This is a genomic window from Spirosoma horti (assembly GCF_054776595.1).
In genome coordinates, this window is sequence record NZ_BAAHBQ010000001.1 from 146255 (window position 1) to 166818 (window position 20564).

General features: G+C 49.6%; 17 protein-coding genes and 1 tRNA gene. 10 read left to right on the plus strand and 8 right to left on the minus strand.

Annotated features, from left to right (window positions below):
* Positions 1-488: 488 nt before the first annotated feature.
* Positions 489-803: a hypothetical protein gene (locus tag ACYVAM_RS00735; protein ID WP_461062924.1), complete on the plus strand. Its 315-nt coding sequence runs from the start codon at positions 489-491 to the stop codon at positions 801-803.
* An 85-nt stretch (positions 804-888) separates the two neighbouring features.
* Here the strand turns inward: ACYVAM_RS00735 and uvsE are convergent, their stop codons facing one another.
* On the minus strand, positions 889-1788 hold the full coding sequence (gene uvsE / locus ACYVAM_RS00740; protein WP_461062926.1) for a UV DNA damage repair endonuclease UvsE: 900 nt from the start codon (positions 1786-1788) through the stop codon (positions 889-891).
* A 154-nt stretch (positions 1789-1942) separates the two neighbouring features.
* Between uvsE and ACYVAM_RS00745 the strand changes: the two genes are divergently transcribed.
* The gene (locus tag ACYVAM_RS00745) at positions 1943-2335 is read left to right on the plus strand and encodes a hypothetical protein (protein ID WP_461062928.1); all 393 of its coding nucleotides are present in this window, start codon (positions 1943-1945) and stop codon (positions 2333-2335) included.
* Positions 2336-2398: 63 nt separating this feature from the next.
* Here ACYVAM_RS00745 and ACYVAM_RS00750 read toward each other — a convergent pair whose 3' ends face one another.
* On the minus strand, positions 2399-2851 hold the full coding sequence (locus ACYVAM_RS00750; protein ID WP_461062930.1) for an FKBP-type peptidyl-prolyl cis-trans isomerase: 453 nt from the start codon (positions 2849-2851) through the stop codon (positions 2399-2401).
* 416 nt (positions 2852-3267) lie between these two features.
* On the opposite strand from ACYVAM_RS00750, the gene ACYVAM_RS00755 reads away from it, so the two are divergent.
* Complete coding sequence (locus ACYVAM_RS00755; protein WP_461062932.1) at positions 3268-3657, plus strand: PadR family transcriptional regulator; 390 nt, start codon at positions 3268-3270, stop codon at positions 3655-3657.
* A gap of 37 nt (positions 3658-3694) precedes the next feature.
* Complete coding sequence (locus ACYVAM_RS00760; protein WP_461062934.1) at positions 3695-4231, plus strand: hypothetical protein; 537 nt, start codon at positions 3695-3697, stop codon at positions 4229-4231.
* Between the two features lie 107 nt (positions 4232-4338).
* Here the strand turns inward: ACYVAM_RS00760 and proS are convergent, their stop codons facing one another.
* Entirely contained in the window at positions 4339-5811 is a 1473-nt protein-coding gene (gene proS, locus ACYVAM_RS00765; RefSeq protein WP_461062936.1) for a proline--tRNA ligase, read from the minus strand.
* Between the two features lie 313 nt (positions 5812-6124).
* Between proS and ACYVAM_RS00770 the strand changes: the two genes are divergently transcribed.
* Both ACYVAM_RS00770 and ACYVAM_RS00775 read left to right on the plus strand, forming a co-directional pair.
* Complete coding sequence (locus ACYVAM_RS00770; RefSeq protein ID WP_461062938.1) at positions 6125-7462, plus strand: hypothetical protein; 1338 nt, start codon at positions 6125-6127, stop codon at positions 7460-7462.
* Positions 7463-7635: 173 nt separating this feature from the next.
* On the plus strand, positions 7636-9207 hold the full coding sequence (locus ACYVAM_RS00775) for a hypothetical protein (protein ID WP_461062940.1): 1572 nt from the start codon (positions 7636-7638) through the stop codon (positions 9205-9207).
* Positions 9208-9257: 50 nt separating this feature from the next.
* Here the strand turns inward: ACYVAM_RS00775 and ACYVAM_RS00780 are convergent, their stop codons facing one another.
* The 3 genes from ACYVAM_RS00780 to ACYVAM_RS00790 form a co-directional block, all read right to left on the minus strand.
* Positions 9258-9764: a shikimate kinase gene (locus tag ACYVAM_RS00780; protein ID WP_461062942.1), complete on the minus strand. Its 507-nt coding sequence runs from the start codon at positions 9762-9764 to the stop codon at positions 9258-9260.
* A 74-nt stretch (positions 9765-9838) separates the two neighbouring features.
* The gene (locus ACYVAM_RS00785) at positions 9839-10984 is read right to left on the minus strand and encodes a BT_3928 family protein (protein WP_461062944.1); all 1146 of its coding nucleotides are present in this window, start codon (positions 10982-10984) and stop codon (positions 9839-9841) included.
* Between the two features lie 68 nt (positions 10985-11052).
* The gene (locus ACYVAM_RS00790) at positions 11053-11619 is read right to left on the minus strand and encodes a DUF1599 domain-containing protein (RefSeq protein WP_461062946.1); all 567 of its coding nucleotides are present in this window, start codon (positions 11617-11619) and stop codon (positions 11053-11055) included.
* Positions 11620-11705: 86 nt separating this feature from the next.
* Here ACYVAM_RS00790 and folP point away from each other — a divergent pair, with 86 nt between their 5' ends.
* The 4 genes from folP to ACYVAM_RS00810 all read left to right on the plus strand — a co-directional run bounded on the left by folP (position 11706) and on the right by ACYVAM_RS00810 (position 19293).
* Positions 11706-12548 carry a dihydropteroate synthase gene (gene folP, locus ACYVAM_RS00795; protein WP_461062948.1) on the plus strand — a complete coding sequence of 281 codons (843 nt, stop codon included), beginning with the start codon at positions 11706-11708 and terminating at the stop codon, positions 12546-12548.
* 80 nt (positions 12549-12628) lie between these two features.
* A tRNA-Lys gene (locus tag ACYVAM_RS00800) sits at positions 12629-12701 on the plus strand.
* 511 nt (positions 12702-13212) lie between these two features.
* Positions 13213-17787 (plus strand): glutamate synthase large subunit, encoded by a 4575-nt coding sequence (gene gltB, locus ACYVAM_RS00805; RefSeq protein WP_461062950.1) that lies wholly within the window; start codon positions 13213-13215, stop codon positions 17785-17787.
* A 15-nt stretch (positions 17788-17802) separates the two neighbouring features.
* Positions 17803-19293, plus strand: a complete 1491-nt coding sequence (locus ACYVAM_RS00810; protein ID WP_461062952.1) for a glutamate synthase subunit beta — start codon at positions 17803-17805, stop codon at positions 19291-19293.
* Positions 19294-19392: 99 nt separating this feature from the next.
* On the opposite strand, the gene ACYVAM_RS00815 is transcribed toward ACYVAM_RS00810, so the two are convergent.
* Both ACYVAM_RS00815 and ACYVAM_RS00820 read right to left on the minus strand, forming a co-directional pair.
* Positions 19393-19683, minus strand: coding sequence for a hypothetical protein (locus tag ACYVAM_RS00815; protein WP_461062954.1), 291 nt, complete (start codon positions 19681-19683; stop codon positions 19393-19395).
* A gap of 151 nt (positions 19684-19834) precedes the next feature.
* Entirely contained in the window at positions 19835-20545 is a 711-nt protein-coding gene (locus ACYVAM_RS00820) for a DUF2461 domain-containing protein (protein WP_461062956.1), read from the minus strand.
* Positions 20546-20564: the final 19 nt, after the last annotated feature.

Consider the following 20564-nt stretch of genomic DNA (forward strand, 5'->3'; position numbering starts at 1 on the left):
AAAGTGAATCATGGATTGGAGTACCGGATCAGTAAGTGTCGTAGGCTCGGCATGCTCGTGACAAACGTGGCCCGCTGAGTTCATAGATCGCTACGAGACTAATTTTACTTATCAGTAACCAGTATGACCTTTATACGTATTCCATAAAATGAATGATAGATAACGAAGCCACGAGTAACCCAAAAGACAAGTTGAAAGCTTTCAGTTCAGGTAAGTTTACGCATAGCTAAACTACTTTATTCTTTATTTACACTCCATTCATTCTGGTTCAGAGTTTAGACATCTTTATTAAATAAAACCGACTTATATTGAGTATTGATCATGTAATAAGCCGTTTTTATTTACAAAATCTCGATTCAAAAAACTCTATGGGCCTAAATAAAATAGATATATACACTTAGGCCGATATTATACACTTTTTTTGAACAAATGTATTCCATACCTCCCATGGGACTGTATATTTGAGAAATTCTATAAACAATACACCCATGATACCCATAAATGAAAAACTTAAAGCAATTTTTATTGCTCTAAAAACAACTCCTCATAAATTTCTAATTGACCATCAATTTAATCGAATGACGATTTATAACATAGTTGGTGGAAGAACTAAACCCGGTTTAGAAATATTAGAAAGGCTTTGCCAAGCTGAACCCAGAATTTCTGCGGAGTACCTGTTACGGGGTGAGGGACCTCCTTTACGAGAACTCGGCAAATCCGGTTCTTCGGCTCGACAACTTCGTGGGCGTCAGGTCCATTCACCAATAAACAGGCCGGTGAAGCCGATAGACAGTGACAATTAAGTGTAAGCCCTTATCGATAATACATACCCCACCTGGTAAGCGTGGGGTATTTTTTTGCCTTGTCGGTAACTTCCGACGCCATGTGCTATACAGCCAGACTGCCATTTTTCATTCGTAATACAGCCAGTTCCTTCATTTTACATTCAAAGACAACATCCAGCTCTTTGCCATACGTATTCACGGGTGTATAAATCCAATCGGCATGGGCTTCCCGACGGGCGGTCGGGTCTTCATATTCCCGACGCGAATTGGAGAAATGAAAAACAGGTCTGACATCCCAGGTATTGTAGGCAATCATAAATGCTTCTTCTTCGGTCAGTTGCCCCGGATTGAGCGCGTGATGGAAATAATCGAAAACGATGGGAATGCCAATCGCTTCGTGCAGATAAGCCAGATCCTCAACAGAATACAGGTTTACCCGATCATCATTTTCGATTGTCAGGCGAGCCCGGAGATTTTCCGATAACAAGGCAAAATTCCTGACAAACCGTGCCAGTGTCGCCGTTTTGTCACCATAGGTTCCGCCAACATGGAAGTTGATTTTATTCCAGTGCGACGGCCGGAGTCCCATCAGGTCAAATACTTCCGATTGTGTTTCGAGATCTTTTATCGTATTATCCAATACCCTCCCCTGACCAGCCAGTTGATTAAACGGGCCCGGATGGGCCGTTAACCGAATAGGTCTGCTCCCAATCGCTTCCAGGGTCTCCCGGATGTCGACATAGTCAGGTAATTCCGTAAACCGGTACTCCGACGACCAGGGAAATAAGTCGGAGGAGATGCGAAAGATTCGAAATCCATTTTCCAGATTCCAGTCAACAATTTTCAGCAAATCCTGAACATTTTTCAACGCCAGTTCCGAGGCATACGCGGTGCCTCTTTCGGTAAACGTCTTCTTGATCATGCCCCGATTGCTGGTAATTTTATCAGCCTGCAGGCTCAGATTAATACAAGCATATCCGGCGTTCAGTGGTATTTCTTCCATGTTGACTTAACTGAAATGCCCGTCTACCGGTTTTGGTTTTTTGACCGTTTGTTCAAAAGTCGGCCCAGTAGAAATAAAAAAAGCAGGAAGTGACTTATCTTCAATGATCGAGTCAGACTGCCATTGTAAAAGCTGATTCAGGTCAGAAAAGCGTATGGAAGACCTTACCCTTGAACAAATCAATGAGCTTGCATCCGCCTATTGTGACATGGCTCGTTCGTTAAACGAATTTCAGGTTATCCATTGGTCACAACTGACGCATGAACAGCAACTGGACCTGAATGCCTATCAAAACAGTTTGCTGGACCGCGCTCAGGCAATTCAAATGCGCACGACCCGCCCCGCGTTTACGAATGCGGATCAGATGACAGGGCGTATTCTGGAAGGCACGTATAAAGCCAGAACGAGTCTGCAACAACTCGACGATCTGCCGGTTGCGATCAATGTCGGCGCTATTACCGTGGCGCTTGCAGCCTATGCCGCCCGCGCCAATGCCCGGGGTATTGAGTTAGCCCTCCGCGAACTTGACGAGTTGACCAAGCCTTAACGATAAAAAGGGCGGGGAAACATAGTTACGTGTCCCCGCCCTTTTATTGAAATCCCCGCTACTTTACAGAATCAATCCTGATGGTGATTTCACGCCCACTAATTCAATAGCAAACGTCAGATCCTGGCCGGCCAGCGGATGGTTGGCATCGAGTGTAACGTGTGTGTCGGTTAACGAACGGATGATAACCGGAATAGGCCTTGGGTTACCATCTTCATGCATGTTGAGTGTCATGCCCAACTCAAGTGGAATATCAGCTGGAATATCGGAACGTTCCAGGGTAAAAATCATATCTTCATTGGCTGGCCCATACGCATCTTCCACGGGGATATTGATGGTTTTCTTCTCCCCCTGGTTCATGCCCGTTATGCCATCATCGAACCCTTTAATAACCTGACCACTGCCAACAGTGAACTCCAGGGGCGATCGGCCTTCTGATGAATCGAATACGGTTCCGTCGCTCAGGGTTCCGGTGTAGTGGACTTGAACGGTATCGCCAGATTTTGCTTGTGCCATATTGTTATGTTGTTTGTGGTAAATAACGTCGCCATAAAAATACCGGAACTTCCGGCAAAGTTTGAGCTGTACGCTAACTTTTGACGAACTACCGTCCAGGGGCAAAAGTTCAAATTTTATCCAGCAACGTCTGGTATTTGCCCGCTAAAATTATGGCCTGACGGGTATTTTCTGGCTCTATTTCTGGCGCATTTCTGATTAAAACTAGGCTCGATTCCACTATATTTCGAAGCAACGAATGTCCCCTTTCCAGAAAATTTCGGATTAAAGGATGACTCGCCTACATTGATAAGGCGTCCTCCACTTCAGGCTACTTACCCGCGATCAGCAGACAAAAAAAGTAAGTACTGATTTTCATATATTAGAATCTTATATATATTTACAGTAGATAAGTCAAAAAACTTCCTTTTTCCGATATGGAATCATCGGGTAATGAGTTTCTACGGGGAACTCTAAAAACAATCATCCTGAAATTACTGTCTGAACAAAAAACTGACCCCGCTGGCCAGACGTCCGCCCGGCAGGGGCGTATGTATGGGTATGAAATTACGCAGGCGGTAAAAGAACGAACACATGGCGAGATAACCCTGACCTTTGGTGCTTTGTATCCAGTGCTGCATAAGCTGGAACAAGAAGGATTACTGACAACAGAAACGGAGGAAGTAGAAGGACGTCTGCGAAAATACTATGCGTTGACGCCACAGGGCACCCATGCTGCAGCCCAAAAATTATCTGACTTTGAGCGCTTTATGGACACCATGCGTACCTTACTGCAATTACCGGTCAACTTAGCAACAAGCCATTAAAACAGCTTTTTTCACGAGTTTAAACTGAGATAGTGTCATGAAAAAACTCAGCCCTCAACAACTAGCGACTTTACACAATCACTTAATTCGCAGCGGCTCAACGGATGTTCTGGTTGACGAACTGCTTGATCACCTCGCCTGTGAAGTAGAACAGTATCTCTGGCTGGGGCTCCCTTTCGACAAGGCGCTGGACGCCGTGCTGGAACAGGCTAATGTGAAAGCCGTACGGCATTTACGCGAAACCTATCAGATTGAGCTTGCCATGACCGCCGATCAACTGAAACAAGCCAGCCTGGACGATATAGTTTTTGAATTTCGAAACAAAGCCTACGGGGCGTACGACTTGCGCCAGGCCTACCCGACTACGTTACGAAACGCCTTTATCATGGCCCTTGGTTTATGTATGATGCTGATGGCCATTATGGATGGAATCAGCCGCCATGCCTGGTCATACATGAGCCTGAGTGGCATTGTCTGGCTTACCGGGCTGAGTGGCGTAACGTTCGCCGTCGTGAGCTGGTACCTGCAAAGCACGCGTCAACAACAACTGTCTATGCACAGAGAGCTACAGTAAATTGATTGGAATGTACCTACGGGCTTTAGTCCGTAGTTCGTTTATCAAGCAAAGCGAATTACGGACTAAGCCTGTAGGTACAAACTGGGCAATTAACAAATAGCGTTCTAATAAGCCCGGGCAAATACGACGCGCCCCTTCGAGGGTTTACCAGAAAAAACATCCACGCCGTCTTCGGCTTCCTGATCGAACGGAATGCAACGTATAGTGGCTTTAGTTGCCTCTTTTATAGCCTCTTCTGTTTCGCTCGTCCCATCCCAGTGCGCCAGTATGAACCCGCCCTTTTCGAGCTGCTCTTGAAACTGTTCAAATGTATCGACGGTAAAGGTGTTCTCCTGACGGAACGCTCTGGCTTTGGCATAGATGGTTTCCTGAATTGATTCGAGCAGGTTTTTGATATGCTCGGTCAGCCCATCGAAGGGGACCGTTTCCTTAGTTTTCAGGTCGCGACGAGCAATCTCAACGGTTCCATTTTCTAAGTCACGGCCACCCATAGCCAGCCGGACGGGAACGCCCCGAAGTTCATATTCGGCAAATTTCCAGCCGGGCTTATTGGCGTCAGAATCGTCGTATTTTACCGAGATGCCAGCCTTTTTCAACTCCTGTACCAGGGGCTTGATTTTAGCAGACAGTAACTCCAGTTGTTCTTCGCTCCGGTAAATGGGCACGATTACGACCTGAATAGGTGCCAGTTTGGGTGGCAATACCAGCCCATCATCGTCGGAGTGGGCCATGATCAGTGCGCCCATGAGCCGTGTCGACACCCCCCAGGAGGTTCCCCACACATAGTCCAGCTGGTTCTGTTTGTTCAGAAACTGCACCTCAAAGGCTTTGGCAAAATTCTGCCCCAAAAAGTGCGACGTGCCCGCCTGAAGTGCTTTTCCGTCCTGCATCATGGCTTCGATACAGAGTGTATCGTCGGCTCCGGCAAACCGCTCGTTAGCCGTTTTTGTGCCTTTAATAACGGGCAGGGCCATCCACTCTTCGGCAAACTGGGCGTAAATGTCGAGCATCTGACGCGTTTCAAACTGAGCTTCTTCGGAGGTGGCATGGGCCGTGTGGCCTTCCTGCCATAAAAACTCGGTGGTGCGCAGGAAAATACGGGTACGCATTTCCCATCGCACGACGTTAGCCCACTGGTTGATTAGCAACGGCAGGTCGCGGTACGACTGAATCCAGTTCTTATAGGTACTCCAGATTACAGTTTCCGACGTTGGCCGGACAATGAGTTCCTCTTCTAGTTTGGCCTCAGGATCAACGATTACGCCCGAACCATCCTCGGCATTTTTGAGCCGGTAATGCGTCACGACCGCACACTCTTTGGCGAAGCCTTCAACGTGCGAGGCTTCTTTACTCAAAAAGGATTTGGGGATGAACAATGGGAAATAAGCATTCTGGTGACCAGTCTCTTTGAACATATCGTCGAGAGCCCGCTGCATTTTTTCCCAGATCGCAAACCCATAGGGCTTGATGACCATACATCCCCGCACCGCCGAGTTTTCGGCCAGGTCAGCTTTTTTAATCAATTCGTTATACCACTCGGAGTAGTTTTCACTACGGGACGGAAGCGCTTTTGCCATGCGTGAACGGATTAGAAGGAGTCGTAAATAGATGGATAAAACGATGAGTGGTCACATTTTGCAGGCTTCCGGAACGAATCCTTCACTACTTGCTGCTGGCTATGGCTCGCCCTGGTTCTTTCCAGATCTCCAACGACTATTTCTAACTTTATTTTAAATAGAATTAAACCTTTAGTAACAAAATGGAATCTAATGTACAAGAACTTGCAAAGATAGGTTTTTAGTCTATTTTTGTAATCAAACAGGTCATTCCTGTGTTATATATTGAAAGAGTTCTCAATATGAGCCTTTATTACTTCAATTCCTTGGCCAAATGAAAACGCAACCCTTATATCGCTACCTGTCTCTGGCCGCGCTGATGGGCATCTGGAGTTGTAGCTCCAGTAAGCAAACAGCTCAGAATGCTGGAGAGATAGATGATTTATACGGCAATTCCGGCAATGCTGCCGTCTATGCCAGCAACTCATCTGACTATTCTTCGGTTGCTCCGCAGACATCCCGTCAGCAGCAACGCCTTGAGCGGCAACAGCAACGCTCGCGTAATGCGAATCCCGATTATGTTGATGACCAGCAGTACAATTCGAACGGAAGCAGCAACACGGATGAGTATTATGCCGATCTGAGTGCCCGCAAACTTAACCGTGGTCTTTCTCCCGATCCGGGTTGGAATGACACAGGTACAAACGCATACAACTCAGGTTTTGTCAACGGTTATAATTCGGCTACCACATCGGCTTATAGCTGGAATCGCTGGGGCTTCAACAACACTGGTTTTTACAGTGGATTGGGTCTTGGCCTGGGCTTAGGTGCGTTTGGGGGCTACGGCGGCTACAATAGCTTCGGCATGGGCTTCGGCAGTCCGTTCTACTCGCCTTTCTACGGAAACTCGTTTGCCTATTCGCCATTTGGTTACTCACCCTTCGGCTATGGTGGATTCGATTCGTTCTACAGCCCCTACGGATATGGTGGCTTCGGCAGTCCGTTCTATTCCCCCTTTGGCTATGGTGGCTACAGTGGTTACTACGGCAGTCCTGTCTACGTAAACAATGTTTATGTAGCTGGTGCCGATCCATACCGGAATCGTACTTACAGCCGCACAGCTGATCGTTCGGCAGGTCGTTTCAACGCACCATTCGATAACTCAGCCCGCACGTATAATCCGAACGGAGGCCGTAGCGCCAACACAGGATCAGCTAGCAGTGCTACCCGCAGTAATAGCGACGGGTATTATGCCCGCCCAAGCAACGGCAGCAGCCGGGGTTCCTATTACTACGACAACAGCGCCAGCGGCAATGGCCGGTCTGCCAGTAGTTCACCGGCTACAGCACCTGCCTACAACAGCAATTCAGGTAACACTTATTACGCACGGCCACGCGAAAGCAGCCGGGGCAGTTATACACCTTCTACTGGAAACAGTGGGTATAGCGGTGGCGGCCGTAGCGGTTACCAGCAGTCTCAGCCAAGCTATCAGCAGCCATCGTATCAAAGCCAGAGCCGGGGTAGCTATCAACAGTCACAACCCAGCTATCAGCAGCCAAGCTACAGTGCGCCTAGCCGGAGCTACAGCGCCCCAAGTTACAGTGGCGGTGGCGGAGGAGTTTCCTCGGGTGGCGGTGGTGGTCACTCAGGTGGCGGACGTGGTCCACGCTAGTACGCTAAATTATTTTTCGAAAAAATCCCCGCTGATTAGGACAATTAGCGGGGATTTTCGTTTTGTATGTGTCGTGCTAGCTACGCAATTGTCAGATACCAATTAAACGTTCAGTTCTTAATTCGTTCTAAGTCCTAAAACCCGTAGCACACGCCACCAATCGTATTAAAAACATGAATAAACAGCTCTCCTTATCGGTAGCCCTCGTGCTACTATCTCCGCTGGCCTTTGGCCAGGGAGCGGCTTTCGACTATGCTGATGACGCTTTCCGCTATTCTGATTTTACGCAAACGGGCACGGCCCGTTTTCGGGCTCTTGGCGGAAACCATGCCGCCCTGGGTGGCGACGCCAGTAACCTGTTTGGTAATGCAGCTGGTCTGGCCTTCTACAATCGGTCTGAGTTAAGCATTAGCCCCACTTATACGTCCGTCAACAACCAGAATTCGTTTCTGGGGCAGCAAACGAACAGTACGGGGGGTAAACTCAGCATTGGTCAACTAAGTCTTGTGCTGGCCGGAAGATCAGATAACAACCGACGCTGGCGCCGGACCGCTTTTGGTATTTCCTATTCCCAATCCGCAAATTTTTATAATTATACGGATGCACGCGGGCTGAACAATAACCCCAATTCGTCCATTGCTCAGACCTATGTGAACGCGGCCAATAATGCTAAATATAGTGAAGCGGAACTAGCGGACGCGTTCTTTCCCGGCGACCGCAGTGCCGACTTCAGAGAAGCAGCGGCCTATGGTTTGTTTCTTATTAATCCCACTGATTTAGGCACCAACGGTTCAGGCCCCCCTTACACCCGTTTCGATGCCACCAGGCAAAAAGACCAGCGGGCAACGCTCACTCGTTCAGGAGCACACTCTCAATGGTCGATTTCGTATGCTGGTAACTTAGATGATAAGTTATACATCGGTGGGTCTATTGCGCTAACCCGGTTGAAGTATTCATCTGAATATAATTTTCTGGAAAGTCCGGTTGGGGGAGTCACCTTTTCCAATTATGGGCAAATAAACACCTTCAATGTTACAGGAAATGGCATAAACGCTTCACTTGGCTTGATGTATAGATTGAGTCCACAATTGCAGGTAGGAGCAACGGTCGTAACACCAACGTTTAGCAGTGCCAACGAAGTGTTTGGGCAAACGCTGACGGCGGTTGCTAAGGACCCGAACCTACAATTGAAAACAAACAGCGTCGATGTGCTCGACCCATCCAATAACTTTGAGTATTCGCTTCAAACGCCTTTGCGGGCGTCTGGTGGCGCTACTTATTTTTTGGGTAGCGGCAAAATCGGGTTTATTACCGCAACGGCCGAATACGTTGGCTACCAGGGAATGCGCGTTCGGACATCCTCGTTTACCAATCAGCAGGACAACGTCGATTTCAAAAATGACGTAACTGGCTTTGTGAAGGAGACGTACCAGAATGTGGTGAACGTTCGGGCAGGGGCCGAAATTCGGGCAGGCTTGTTGCGGCTGCGGGCCGGTGTTGCGTATTTGCCTAGTGCCTATAAGATCGACCTCGACCGCATCGCAAAATCAGACCGGGACAAAATTCAGTTGTCGGCTGGTTTAGGCATTCGTAACGACCGTTTCTTTGCCGACCTGGCAGGTACTTACCTGACTTACAAATCGGGCTTTACTCCGTTCGAACTTCCCAACGCCGTTGATACACCAACCATTGCCAGCACGAATCGGAGCACGAGCGTGATGCTATCCGTCGGAGTGTTTTTCTAGAAACCCAAAATATAAAGTAAAATGGCGTCCCCTGGGGACGCCATTTTACTTTATAGCAGCTTACCTATCCGTTGCAGAATTTCATCCCCTGTCGTTTCGCCGGACACAACTATAGTCGCCTGACTATAAATAGGAAGTCTGGTGATATAGCGTTGCCTTAAGTTCGCCAGCAATTCGGGATCGGTCGGACTGTGGAGCGGGCGATCGTCCTGGGCATGCACCAGCATACGTTTCACCAGAATCTCCACCGGAACATCCAGAAAAACGGATATACCCGTGGCGTTGATATACGCCATGTTCTCGTGAAAACAAGGCATCCCGCCCCCCGTTGATACCACCAGACTTCCACCCGGTTTAATGGTTCGCAGCACCCGTCGTTCTGCCTCCCGAAAATACGCTTCGCCCGATTCAGCAAAAATATCGGCGATGGACCTTCCTTCTTCCCTGATTATGAGTTTATCCGTATCGACAAAACGGTAATGCAGGGCATCGGCGACTCGCTTACCCAGTGTACTTTTGCCAGAGGATGGCATCCCGATCAGGAAGATGTTTTTCATTCACAATGAGTGACTGATTGAGTGATAGACTGATTGAATAACTTTCTTATTTAACTAGTCAATCAGTCTATCACTCAATCAGTCACAATTTTCTTGATTTCTGCCGCATCCGGCGTTGAATTAAAGTGCCATTTACCCCGTACCGTTCCATTGCTCAACAACCAGGTGCCCGGATTCGAGCGCATGATCGTTTTCAGAACCGTAGCATCGGCTTTGTAATAGGGCACTGACTCCAACTGAAATTCTTTCCGGAATGCCTTAATTTCGTCGTCACTCGTTGAGGTCAGAATGTAAGGCTTTACTGACGAGCCCTGCAGTCCCTCTACCAGTGAGCGGATAGCGGGCAGACTACCCGCATCGATATCCTTGATGTTTTTAACGATAATAAAGAGCTTGTTGCCGGCAAACGTTTCCTGCGTGAAGTCCCCCTCGTCATTCCAGATGCGGTAATCGGTTATTTTGGGTTTGGCATTCGGGTTCACCAAAACCATTTCCTTAAAAGTATAGCTCTGGTCGGTCGGGTACTGCTCAAACTCGGTTGTTTTACCACCTTTTTCCATTAAATACTTGTAGCGCAGTGGCTCCGATGGCTTCATCTGGGCCGGAATGTTCTTACCCACGGCATAGGGCAACATATCGATGGGCGGCAAAAACTGAACGGCATAAATACCAAGCCCCAGTGTGAACACGATCGTTAACCCAACCAGCCAGCCCGTATTGCGGGACCGCAGGCGGTTTCGATGACCAATGATAAACAGGATCAATACCATCAGCACGATGTCTTTCCCAAAGGAAGTCCAGGGTTTGAGTTTGATGGCATCACCAAAGCAACCGCAGTCGGTTACGCGGTCGAAATAAGCGGAATAAAACGTCAGGAACGTAAAGAACGTGATCAGGAAAAACAACAGCCAAACCGTTACTTTAGGTTTGTAGGAGGCCAGCAGGGCTACGCCCAGAATGATTTCGGCCGCGCAAAACAGCACCGACATGGCCAGTGTGAAGGGCACCAGCGCCATAAAGAAGTCGTGCATGAAGGGTAAATCCTGCGCGAAAACTTCGAAATATTCTTCAAACTTGATCTGCGTGCCAACCGGATCATTGAGTTTGATAAGTCCCGAAAAAATAAAAACGATACCGACCAGAATTCGGGCGATACGGGCGGCAATCAACATGGGTGGTGTGCCGGTCTTAACTTTAGGTTGCGATGTTGTCGGATTCATAGTGTACAGTTAAGAATGAAGTGTCAAGTATGAAGAATAGGGAGTGGTTTACCCTAAACACACTATTCTTACCGCTCTATTCTCAACTCATTTGTCATTTTAATCAAACAAAAAACGGCGTAATTGATCATATCCATATAGTTGGCCTCTACGCCTTCCGAAACTAATGTCGCCCCCTGGTTATCCTCGATCTGCTTCGTTCGCAGAAGTTTCATTAGAATAATATCCGTCATGGAACTGACCCGCATATCACGCCAGGCTTCACCATAATCATGATTTTTGGCAAATAACAGATCAATAACCCGGCCAATTTCAGCATCGTACAGCTTTTCAAGTTCATCCGTCGGAATATCGTTTCCCACAGGGACAGTCGTATTACCAGCCAACTGAATCTGGATCAGCGCCATTACGCAGTAATTAATGATCCCCACAAATTCAGGCTCGATGCCCTCTCCCACGCGACTAACGCCCGTTTCCTGCAAGGTCCGAATGCGTTGCGCCTTAATAAAAATCTGGTCGGTGATACTTGGCAAACGCAGAATTCGCCAGGCTGTGCCATAGTCCTGGTTCTTTTTCAAAAATAAATCTTTGCAGCGTTGGATAACCTGCCGATATTCGGATTCGGTTTGAGACATTCGGGTCCGTAGTTTGTAGTATACAGTTTGTGGTTAACCACGAACGACAAACCTCCCGGCGGTTCGACACAACCACAAACTATACAATGCCGAAAGTTACGAAAAAAACGCTGAACTGCCGGGGGCGCCTTGTCGATTTGACCCAGCCCGCCGTCATGGGAATCCTGAATATAACCCCCGATTCGTTCTTTGCGGATAGTCGCGTGTCACTCGACAACACCGTTATTACGGCCGAACGCATGCTACAGGAAGGGGCTACTTTTCTGGATATCGGCGGCTATTCGACCCGGCCCGGCGCAGCTGAGGTAAGCCCTTCTGAAGAGGCCGACCGGGTGTTACCCATTATCGAGGCTATCCTGGCGGCTTTTCCCGAGACCCTGATTTCGATCGACACGTTCAGAGCCTCGGTAGCACGACAGGCGGTTAGGTCGGGGGCAGCTCTGGTCAACGACATTGCTGGCGGCACGCTGGACTCTGCCATATTTAGCACTGTTGCCGGGCTGGGCGTTCCTTATATACTCATGCACACGCGTGGCACGCCCCAATCCATGCAATCGATGGCCGTTTACAAAAATGTGACAACTGAGGTCATCGATGAGTTGGCCATCCGCCTGATCGAACTCCGGTCTTTGGGCCATAAAGATATCATTCTGGACCCCGGATTTGGGTTTGCAAAGACACCAAATCAAAATTTTGAACTCCTGCATCATCTGGCCGATTTCAAGCTCTTTGACGAACCCATTCTGGTGGGATTATCCCGCAAAACGACGATCTGGAAAACGCTGAAAATCAAAGCAGAAGATGCCCTGAACGGGACAACCGTCTTAAACACGGCGGCTCTCTTGAAAGGGGCGTCCATACTACGGGTTCACGACGTTCGGGAGGCTGTAGAAGCGGTAAAACTCACCCAGCAATTAACTTTTTTTTAACATTTGCTTGCGCTTACAAAAACAAAACCCTACTTTTGCATTCCCAAACGACGAACAGCTGGTTTGTTGAAGCGGGTACCGATCTGGTAGCTCAGCTGGTAGAGCAATACACTTTTAATGTATGGGTCCTGGGTTCGAATCCCAGCCGGATCACAAAAGGCTAAAGCCGCTCAATAGAGCGGCTTTTTTTATGCCTCCAATACTAGTTTATCTGCCCATTTTTCGTTTAATTGGTCCTATCCGTGCCATGGGTTATCAATCCAGCGAACAACGATGTCTTCGCCCCCTGTTGACGTACATAATCAAATTTCACTGAAGCTTATTGAATGACTAGTAACCTATGAAAATAGTTATTGACATTTAGCTGTACTCATTCTGACATACTCACTGGTATAATTGATATATTCCAAGAACAATTATAATCAAAATCACAATTAAGACCGTTTACTATTAAATTCCGGCAAAAGCGATTTTTGCCAAATTTTTTTAGTAGTATATTGCATGACTTTGTCACAAACGCCCGTCAGTCCGGCTACCATCTTCTGATTTAATTTATAGTCCGGGCTACCTTTTAATTTAGCTTTTCTCAATAATCGTCCCTGTTTTTTACGATTTTGGCAATCAGAATCGAAAAACAGCGACCTTACCCAACACTGTTACGACCATGTCTGATCAGGTTGACAAAATGGCGGGACTCTACCGCCCCGAGTTTGAACACGATAACTGCGGTATCGGCTTTGTGGCCCATATTAAAGGCCGCAAGTCTCACAAAATTGTTGCGGATGCCCTCCAGATGCTTCGGCGTATGGAGCACCGGGGTGCCGTTGGGTCCGAGCCAAATTCTGGCGACGGCGCGGGGCTGCTTATCCAGATTCCGCACGAATTTTTCATTGACGAAACCCGTAAGCTGGGCGTTCACCTACCTCCCGCCCTCGAATATGGTGTGGGTATGGTGTATTTTCCGAAAGACGTCTGGCTCCGTGAGGAATGCCGGGCGGTGCTTAACCGGAAGATGAAAATGCTCGGTCTGGAGCTTCTTTGCTACCGGATCGTACCCGTCAATAACAGTGACCTCGGCAACGGGTCCCACTCGGCAGAACCTCAGATGGAGCAGGTGTTTATCAAACGCCCGGCCGACATTACCAACGCTGAAGACTTTGAGCGGAAACTCTACATCCTTCGTAACTACAGTACGCGCATCATCAATGAAACCATTGCCGGTGTAGATACCTTCTACTTTTCGTCACTTTCGTGCCGCACGATTACGTATAAAGGTCAGTTAACCACCCTTCAACTGGAGCCCTATTTCCCGGATCTCCAGAATGAAGAGGTTGTTTCGGCCCTTGGCGTTGTCCATTCGCGCTTTTCGACCAATACGTTCCCATCCTGGAAACTGGCTCAGCCTTTCCGGTATATTGCCCATAATGGCGAGATCAATACCGTACGCGGTAACGTAAACTGGATGAAAGCCGCTGAAGGCCTTCTTGAATCTGCCAAGTTTACGAAAGATGAGATGGACATGCTGTTGCCCATTTGCGATCAGCGTCAGTCCGACTCGGCTAACCTCGATAATGCGATTGAGCTCCTCGTGATGAGCGGACGGTCATTGCCACACGTGATGATGATGCTCGTTCCTGAAGCCTGGGATGGCAACGATCACATGGACCCCGTCCGAAAGGCGTTCTATGAATTCCACGCAGCGCTTATTGAGCCCTGGGATGGGCCGGCGTCGATTTCCTTTACGGATGGCCGCATCGTTGGCGCTACCCTCGACCGCAATGGCCTTCGTCCATCACGCTTCTGGGTTACCGATGATGACATCGTCATTATGGCCTCAGAGGTCGGCGTTTTAGATATTGATCCCGCGAAAGTAGTTTCTAAGGGCCGTCTACAACCCGGCAAAATGTTCCTGGTCGATATGGAACAGGGCCGGATCGTTTCGGACGAAGAAATAAAAGAAGAAATATCGTCCCGAAAGCCGTATCAGGCATGGCTGGACGATAATAAAGTGCGAATTCAGGATCTGGAATCGCCCATACGGACGTATAGCAACTACGACCCGGCCAAGTTACTGCGGATGCAGCAGGCCTTCGGTTTCACGTCAGAAGACCTGCGTATGATCCTGGCTCCGATGGTTGAAACGGGCAAAGAAGCGCTCGGCTCCATGGGCACCGACGTACCGCTGGCGGTACTATCGGAACAGAGCCAGCACATGAGCCACTACTTCAAGCAGTTGTTCGCCCAGGTGACCAATCCGCCGATTGACTCGATTCGCGAGCGGTCGATCATGTCGTTGATTTCATTTGTTGGCGCCACGTATAACCTCCTGAGCGAGTCGCCCAAGCATTGCCGTCAGGTTGAACTGGATCAACCTGTCCTGACCACAAAAGAGTTTGATAAGCTCCGGTTTATCGATAAGCCAAACTTCCAGGCCAAAACCATCAACTGCCTGTTTACAGCTGATGGCGAGGGTAAATCACTGGAACGCGCCCTTGACCGTATTTGCCGGTATGCCGAAGATGCTATTCAGGACGGATATTCGATTCTGGTGCTATCAGACCGCGCCATCGACTCCAGTCATGCGCCGATACCGTCGCTATTGTCGACATCCGCCATCCACCATTACCTCATTCGTCAGGGATTACGGGGTAAAGTTGGTATTGTCGTGGAAGCAGGTGACGTTTGGGAAACGCACCATGTGGCTACCCTCATCGGGTATGGCGCATCGGGCGTGAACCCTTATATGGCATTCGAGACGATCGCGAATATGAAGGAAAAGGGATTGCTCCAGGTGGATTATGACCTGGACAAACTCTACAAGAATTATATCAAGGCAGTGAACGGCGAATTGCTCAAAATCTTCTCGAAGATGGGGATCTCGACCCTGCAATCGTACCAGGGCGCCATGATCTTCGAGTGCCTTGGCCTGAATGAGGATGTCGTTAGTCGCTACTTTACGGGTACGGTGTCGCGGATCGGCGGCATGAGTCTGGATGAAATTGCGCGCGAGATTCTGGTTCGTCACTGTGTGGCGTTCCCGGATATGCCCGTGTCGGCCCCCCGACTGGAAGTAGGCGGTATTTACCAATGGAAACAACGGGGCGAAAAGCACATTTTCAACCCGGATACCATTCACCTGCTTCAGCAATCGACGCAGAAGAACGATTACTCTATTTTCAAAAAATACTCTAAACTGATCGACGATCAGTCGCAGAAAGCCATTACCCTGCGCGGTCTGTTGAAGTTCAAGAAAGGAGCCTCCGTTCCGCTGGAAGAAGTTGAGCCCATCGAAAGCATTTTCAAACGCTTTGCGACGGGTGCCATGTCCTTCGGGTCTATCTCGTGGGAAGCGCATACAACCCTGGCCATTGCCATGAACCGCATTGGCGGCAAGAGCAATTCGGGCGAGGGTGGCGAAGATGAGCTTCGGTACACGCCCCTGGCTAATGGCGACAGCATGAACTCGGGGATTAAGCAGGTTGCCTCGGGGCGTTTTGGTGTAACGAGTTACTACCTGACCAACGCCCGTGAGTTACAAATTAAAATGGCGCAGGGGGCCAAGCCCGGCGAAGGCGGTCAATTGCCCGGCTTCAAAGTCGATGACTGGATCGGCCGGACGCGTCACTCTACGCCCGGTGTTGGCTTAATTTCGCCCCCTCCTCACCACGATATTTATTCGATCGAGGATCTAGCGCAGCTTATCTCTGATCTCAAAAATGCCAACCGGGCCGCCCGAATCAGTGTCAAACTGGTGTCGGAAGCCGGGGTTGGGACCATTGCCGCCGGCGTTGCCAAAGCCCATGCCGATCATATCCTGATCTCGGGTCACGATGGTGGTACGGGAGCCTCTCCCCTGTCGTCGATTCGTCACGCGGGTCTGCCCTGGGAACTGGGGCTGGCCGAAGCGCACCAGACACTCGTGCGGAACAAGCTGCGTGGTCGCGTAACGGTGCAGGCCGATGGACAAATGCGGACCGGCCGTGACCTGGCTATTGCCGCCCTGCTTGGTGCCGAAGAATTTGGCGTCGCCACGGCCGCCCTGGTGGCCACAGGTTGCATCATGATGCGCAAATGCCATTTGAACACCTGTCCGGTGGGTGTGGCTACGCAGAACAAGGAACTACGCGCGCTCTTTACGGGTAAGCCCGAGCACGTGGTCAACATGTTCACGTTCCTGGCCATGGAACTGCGGGAAATTATGGCCGAACTCGGCTTCCGTACGATCAACGAAATGGTTGGTCAGGCGCAAATGCTCGAACTACGCGATAATCTTCCGCACTGGAAATACAAGAAAGTCAACCTTAGCGCCCTGCTTTACAAGGAACCCACGAACCTCGATGTAGCCCTCTACAAACAGGAAGAACAGAATCACTATCTGGACGACGTTCTCGACCGGAAACTGATTGAGGTAGCGCAACCGGCACTGGCCTCCGCCGAATCGGTATATGGTGAGTTTACCGTACAAAATATCGACCGCAGTATTGGCACCATGTTGTCCAATGAGATCTCGAAAGTGTATGGTGGCCCCGGATTACCCGACAGTACGATTCATATCAAACTGCGCGGAACAGCCGGTCAGAGTTTTGGTGCGTTCGCGACTGCCGGTATCAAACTGGAACTCGAAGGTGATGCCAATGACTACTTCGGTAAGGGACTTTGTGGGGCTCAGCTGATCGTGTATCCTGACAGAACGGCCCAGTTCAAACCGGAAGAAAACAGTATCGTCGGGAACGTGACATTCTACGGAGCCACCTCGGGCGAAGCCTTCATTCGGGGCATGGCGGGCGAACGGTTCTGCGTACGAAATTCCGGTGCTAAAGTCGTGGTGGAAGGCGTGGGCGACCACGGACTCGAATACATGACGGGTGGTCTGGCCATCATTCTGGGCCAAACGGGCCGCAACTTTGCCGCTGGGATGTCGGGCGGTGTGGCTTACGTCTTCGATCAGGACGGCACTTTCGCTTCGAAGGTCAACCCGGAAATGGTTAACCTGGAAAGCCTCACCGACGAAGACCAGGGCATCATCCGCGAATATGTCGAGAAGCATTTCCAGTACACGACCAGTAATGTTGCCCTGGCTCTGCTGGAGAACTGGGACGAGCAGATTCAGCGGTTCGTGAAGGTAATGCCTACCGATTTCAAGAAGGCACTGGCCGGACGGGGTATCTCGCTGGCCGATCAGATTCGCGACAAAAGCATTGTTTATCAGGATATAACGGTTGATGTGACGCACGGGTAACGGCGAAATATTACTATGGGAAAACCTACCGGATTTTTAGAATTTACGCGCGAACTACCCAAAAAGCGCGACCCGCAGCAGCGGATTCATGACTACAAGGAAATTGAAGTTCAGTTTTCAGAACAGGACTCGCAGCGTCAGGCTGCGCGCTGTATGGACTGCGGTACTCCTTTCTGTCATAGCGGTTGCCCACTGGGCAACATTATTCCTGAGTTCAACGACGCGGTCTACGAACAGAACTGGGCTTATGCCTACGAGATTCTGGCGACGACCAACAACTTCCCGGAGTTTACCGGGCGTATTTGTCCAGCCCCCTGCGAAGCGTCGTGCGTATTAGGCATCAACAAACCACCCGTTGCCATTGAGTTCATTGAGAAATCAATAGCTGAAGTGGCCTTCGAGCGCGGCTATGTCACACCAAAACCGCCCAAAGAGCGGACGGGAAAACAGATCGCTGTTGTGGGTTCCGGTCCTGCCGGGCTGGCGGCTGCTGCTCAGTTAAATAAAGCCGGCCATACCGTAACCGTTTTCGAACGGGCCGATCAAATTGGTGGTCTGCTACGCTATGGCATTCCTGATTTCAAGCTGGAGAAATGGACCATTGACCGTCGTTTAGCGGTTATGGAAGCCGAAGGCATTACGTTTAAAACCGGCGTTAACGTTGGGGTAACTTTGAAAGCCAACGATTTGCTGGACCAATTCGATCTGGTCATGCTAACGGGTGGTTCGACCGTGCCGCGCGATTTACCCATTCCCGGTCGAAACCTGAAAGGCATTTACCCGGCCATGGAATTTTTGAGCCAGCAGAATAAGCGCAATGCGAATCTGCCGGTTGACGTGGATCACCAGGGCCAGAAATATGCTGACGGCGAATTGCTGGCAACTGGTAAAAATGTCGTCGTTATTGGTGGTGGCGACACGGGCTCCGACTGTGTTGGTACGTCGAACCGGCACGGAGCCACAAGCGTGACACAAATTGAGCTGATGCCAATGCCTCCCAAAGAGCGGGCGGAAAACACACCCTGGCCGAACTGGCCAATGATGCTCCGCACCAGCACCTCCCATGAGGAAGGCTGCGACCGCCACTGGTCCATCAATACGAAAGAATTTGTTGGCGATGAGCAAGGTAACCTGAAAGCACTGCGAATTGTCGATCTGACCTGGAAAAACGAGAACGGCCGCATGCAGATGGTCGAGTTACCCGGTTCGGAACGCGAAATTCCCTGCGAATTAGCTCTCCTGGCCGCAGGTTTCCTGCATCCGCAACACAACGGTCTGCTCGATGATCTTGGTCTGGAATATGACGAGCGGGGCAATGTAAAAGCAACCAATTATCAATCCTTAAGCAATCCTAAAGTGTTTGCCGCTGGCGATATGCGTCGGGGTCAATCCCTGGTGGTGTGGGCCATCTCGGAAGGCCGCGAAGCCGCCCGTGCCGCCGACTGCTACCTGATGGGCGAAACCAGACTCGAGGCTAAAGCGGTATCGATGATTGCGGTGGAGTAGTCGAATGATAAAAATAAAAAAGCCCGGCGTCTGACGACTCCGGGCTTTTTTTATAGAATCCAAGTTGGGTTTGGAAAGGTCGACTTGCCCCGGCTAACCCTAGCTACCAGCCAGGGGTGAACCGAAGATGCCGACAGCCAGTTCGATCCAAATGAGCAGAAGGAGCAGCAGAAGCGCTCCACAGATGGCCAGTCGGTAGTTCATTCTGGTTACACTTCTCAACACAAACTCACAGGCCAGTCCCGTGCCGAGCAGCAAAACACCAGCGACTATAAAATCGACAGGACTCCAGTTCACCTCATGGGTAAATTGCATCGCGATTAGTGGTACGGACAAGAGAAGCGCTACTGTGAGCACAATGCCAACCAGCCTTCTGTTTTGACTAAGCATAACCATGGTTCTTTATAGTAAAAAGTTCATGGAACAAAGAAATATAAAGTACTTTGTATTTCAAAGTAAATGCGCGAAAGATTTTTCGCATGACCATTCGCCACAAAATTCAGCCGGGATTTGTCTGGTGAAATCGACTTATCGCTACGGTTTATAACGTTACCGACTCTTCTTTTTCGTCGAAAAACAGGTAGTTGAGCAAATCACAGTAGGGTTTTATGATGCGCGAGCCGCGGACAATTTCATCGGCAAAGTTAGGTTTCAGCACTTCCTTATCCGTAAATCGATGCATGAAGAACAATTCCTTCCGGCGTAGTAATTCGATTTCGGGATGGTCGGCGGGGTATCCTTTGGGGGTAGTTTTCATGATCTCACCCGATGCCTCCGGAAAGTAGGCTTTGAATTCATCTGCCTCAATGATCGTCTTCAGTTCATCAACATTATAATCGACCTCCTGTCGAAACTTGGCGAGATTAGCGGGTGTTGGCTGCCACATTCCCGCACCCAAAAATGATTGGTTGCCCGGCTGAATGTGTACGTAGTAATCGATCCGGCCCGAATGCCGACCACCGGGGCCAATGGCAAATGCCAGATTGGATTTGTAGGGGGCCTTATCTTTTGAGAAGCGAATATCCCGGTTGATCCGAAAAATGCAGTCCTTAACGGCCGTGTTGGCTAAGGGTTCGAATGGGCTCAATCCAGCCAGCACTCGCTCAACGACGCCACAAAGTTCGGCTTTAGCCGCATCATAGCGAGATCGATTAGCCTGAAACCACTCCCGATTGTTGTTTTGAACGAGTTCGCGCATGAACTCCAGAGTAGGCGCCGTAAAGGCCGCTTTTGAAGAAGTCTTAGTTGTCATAACTAACCAAAGATAGGCA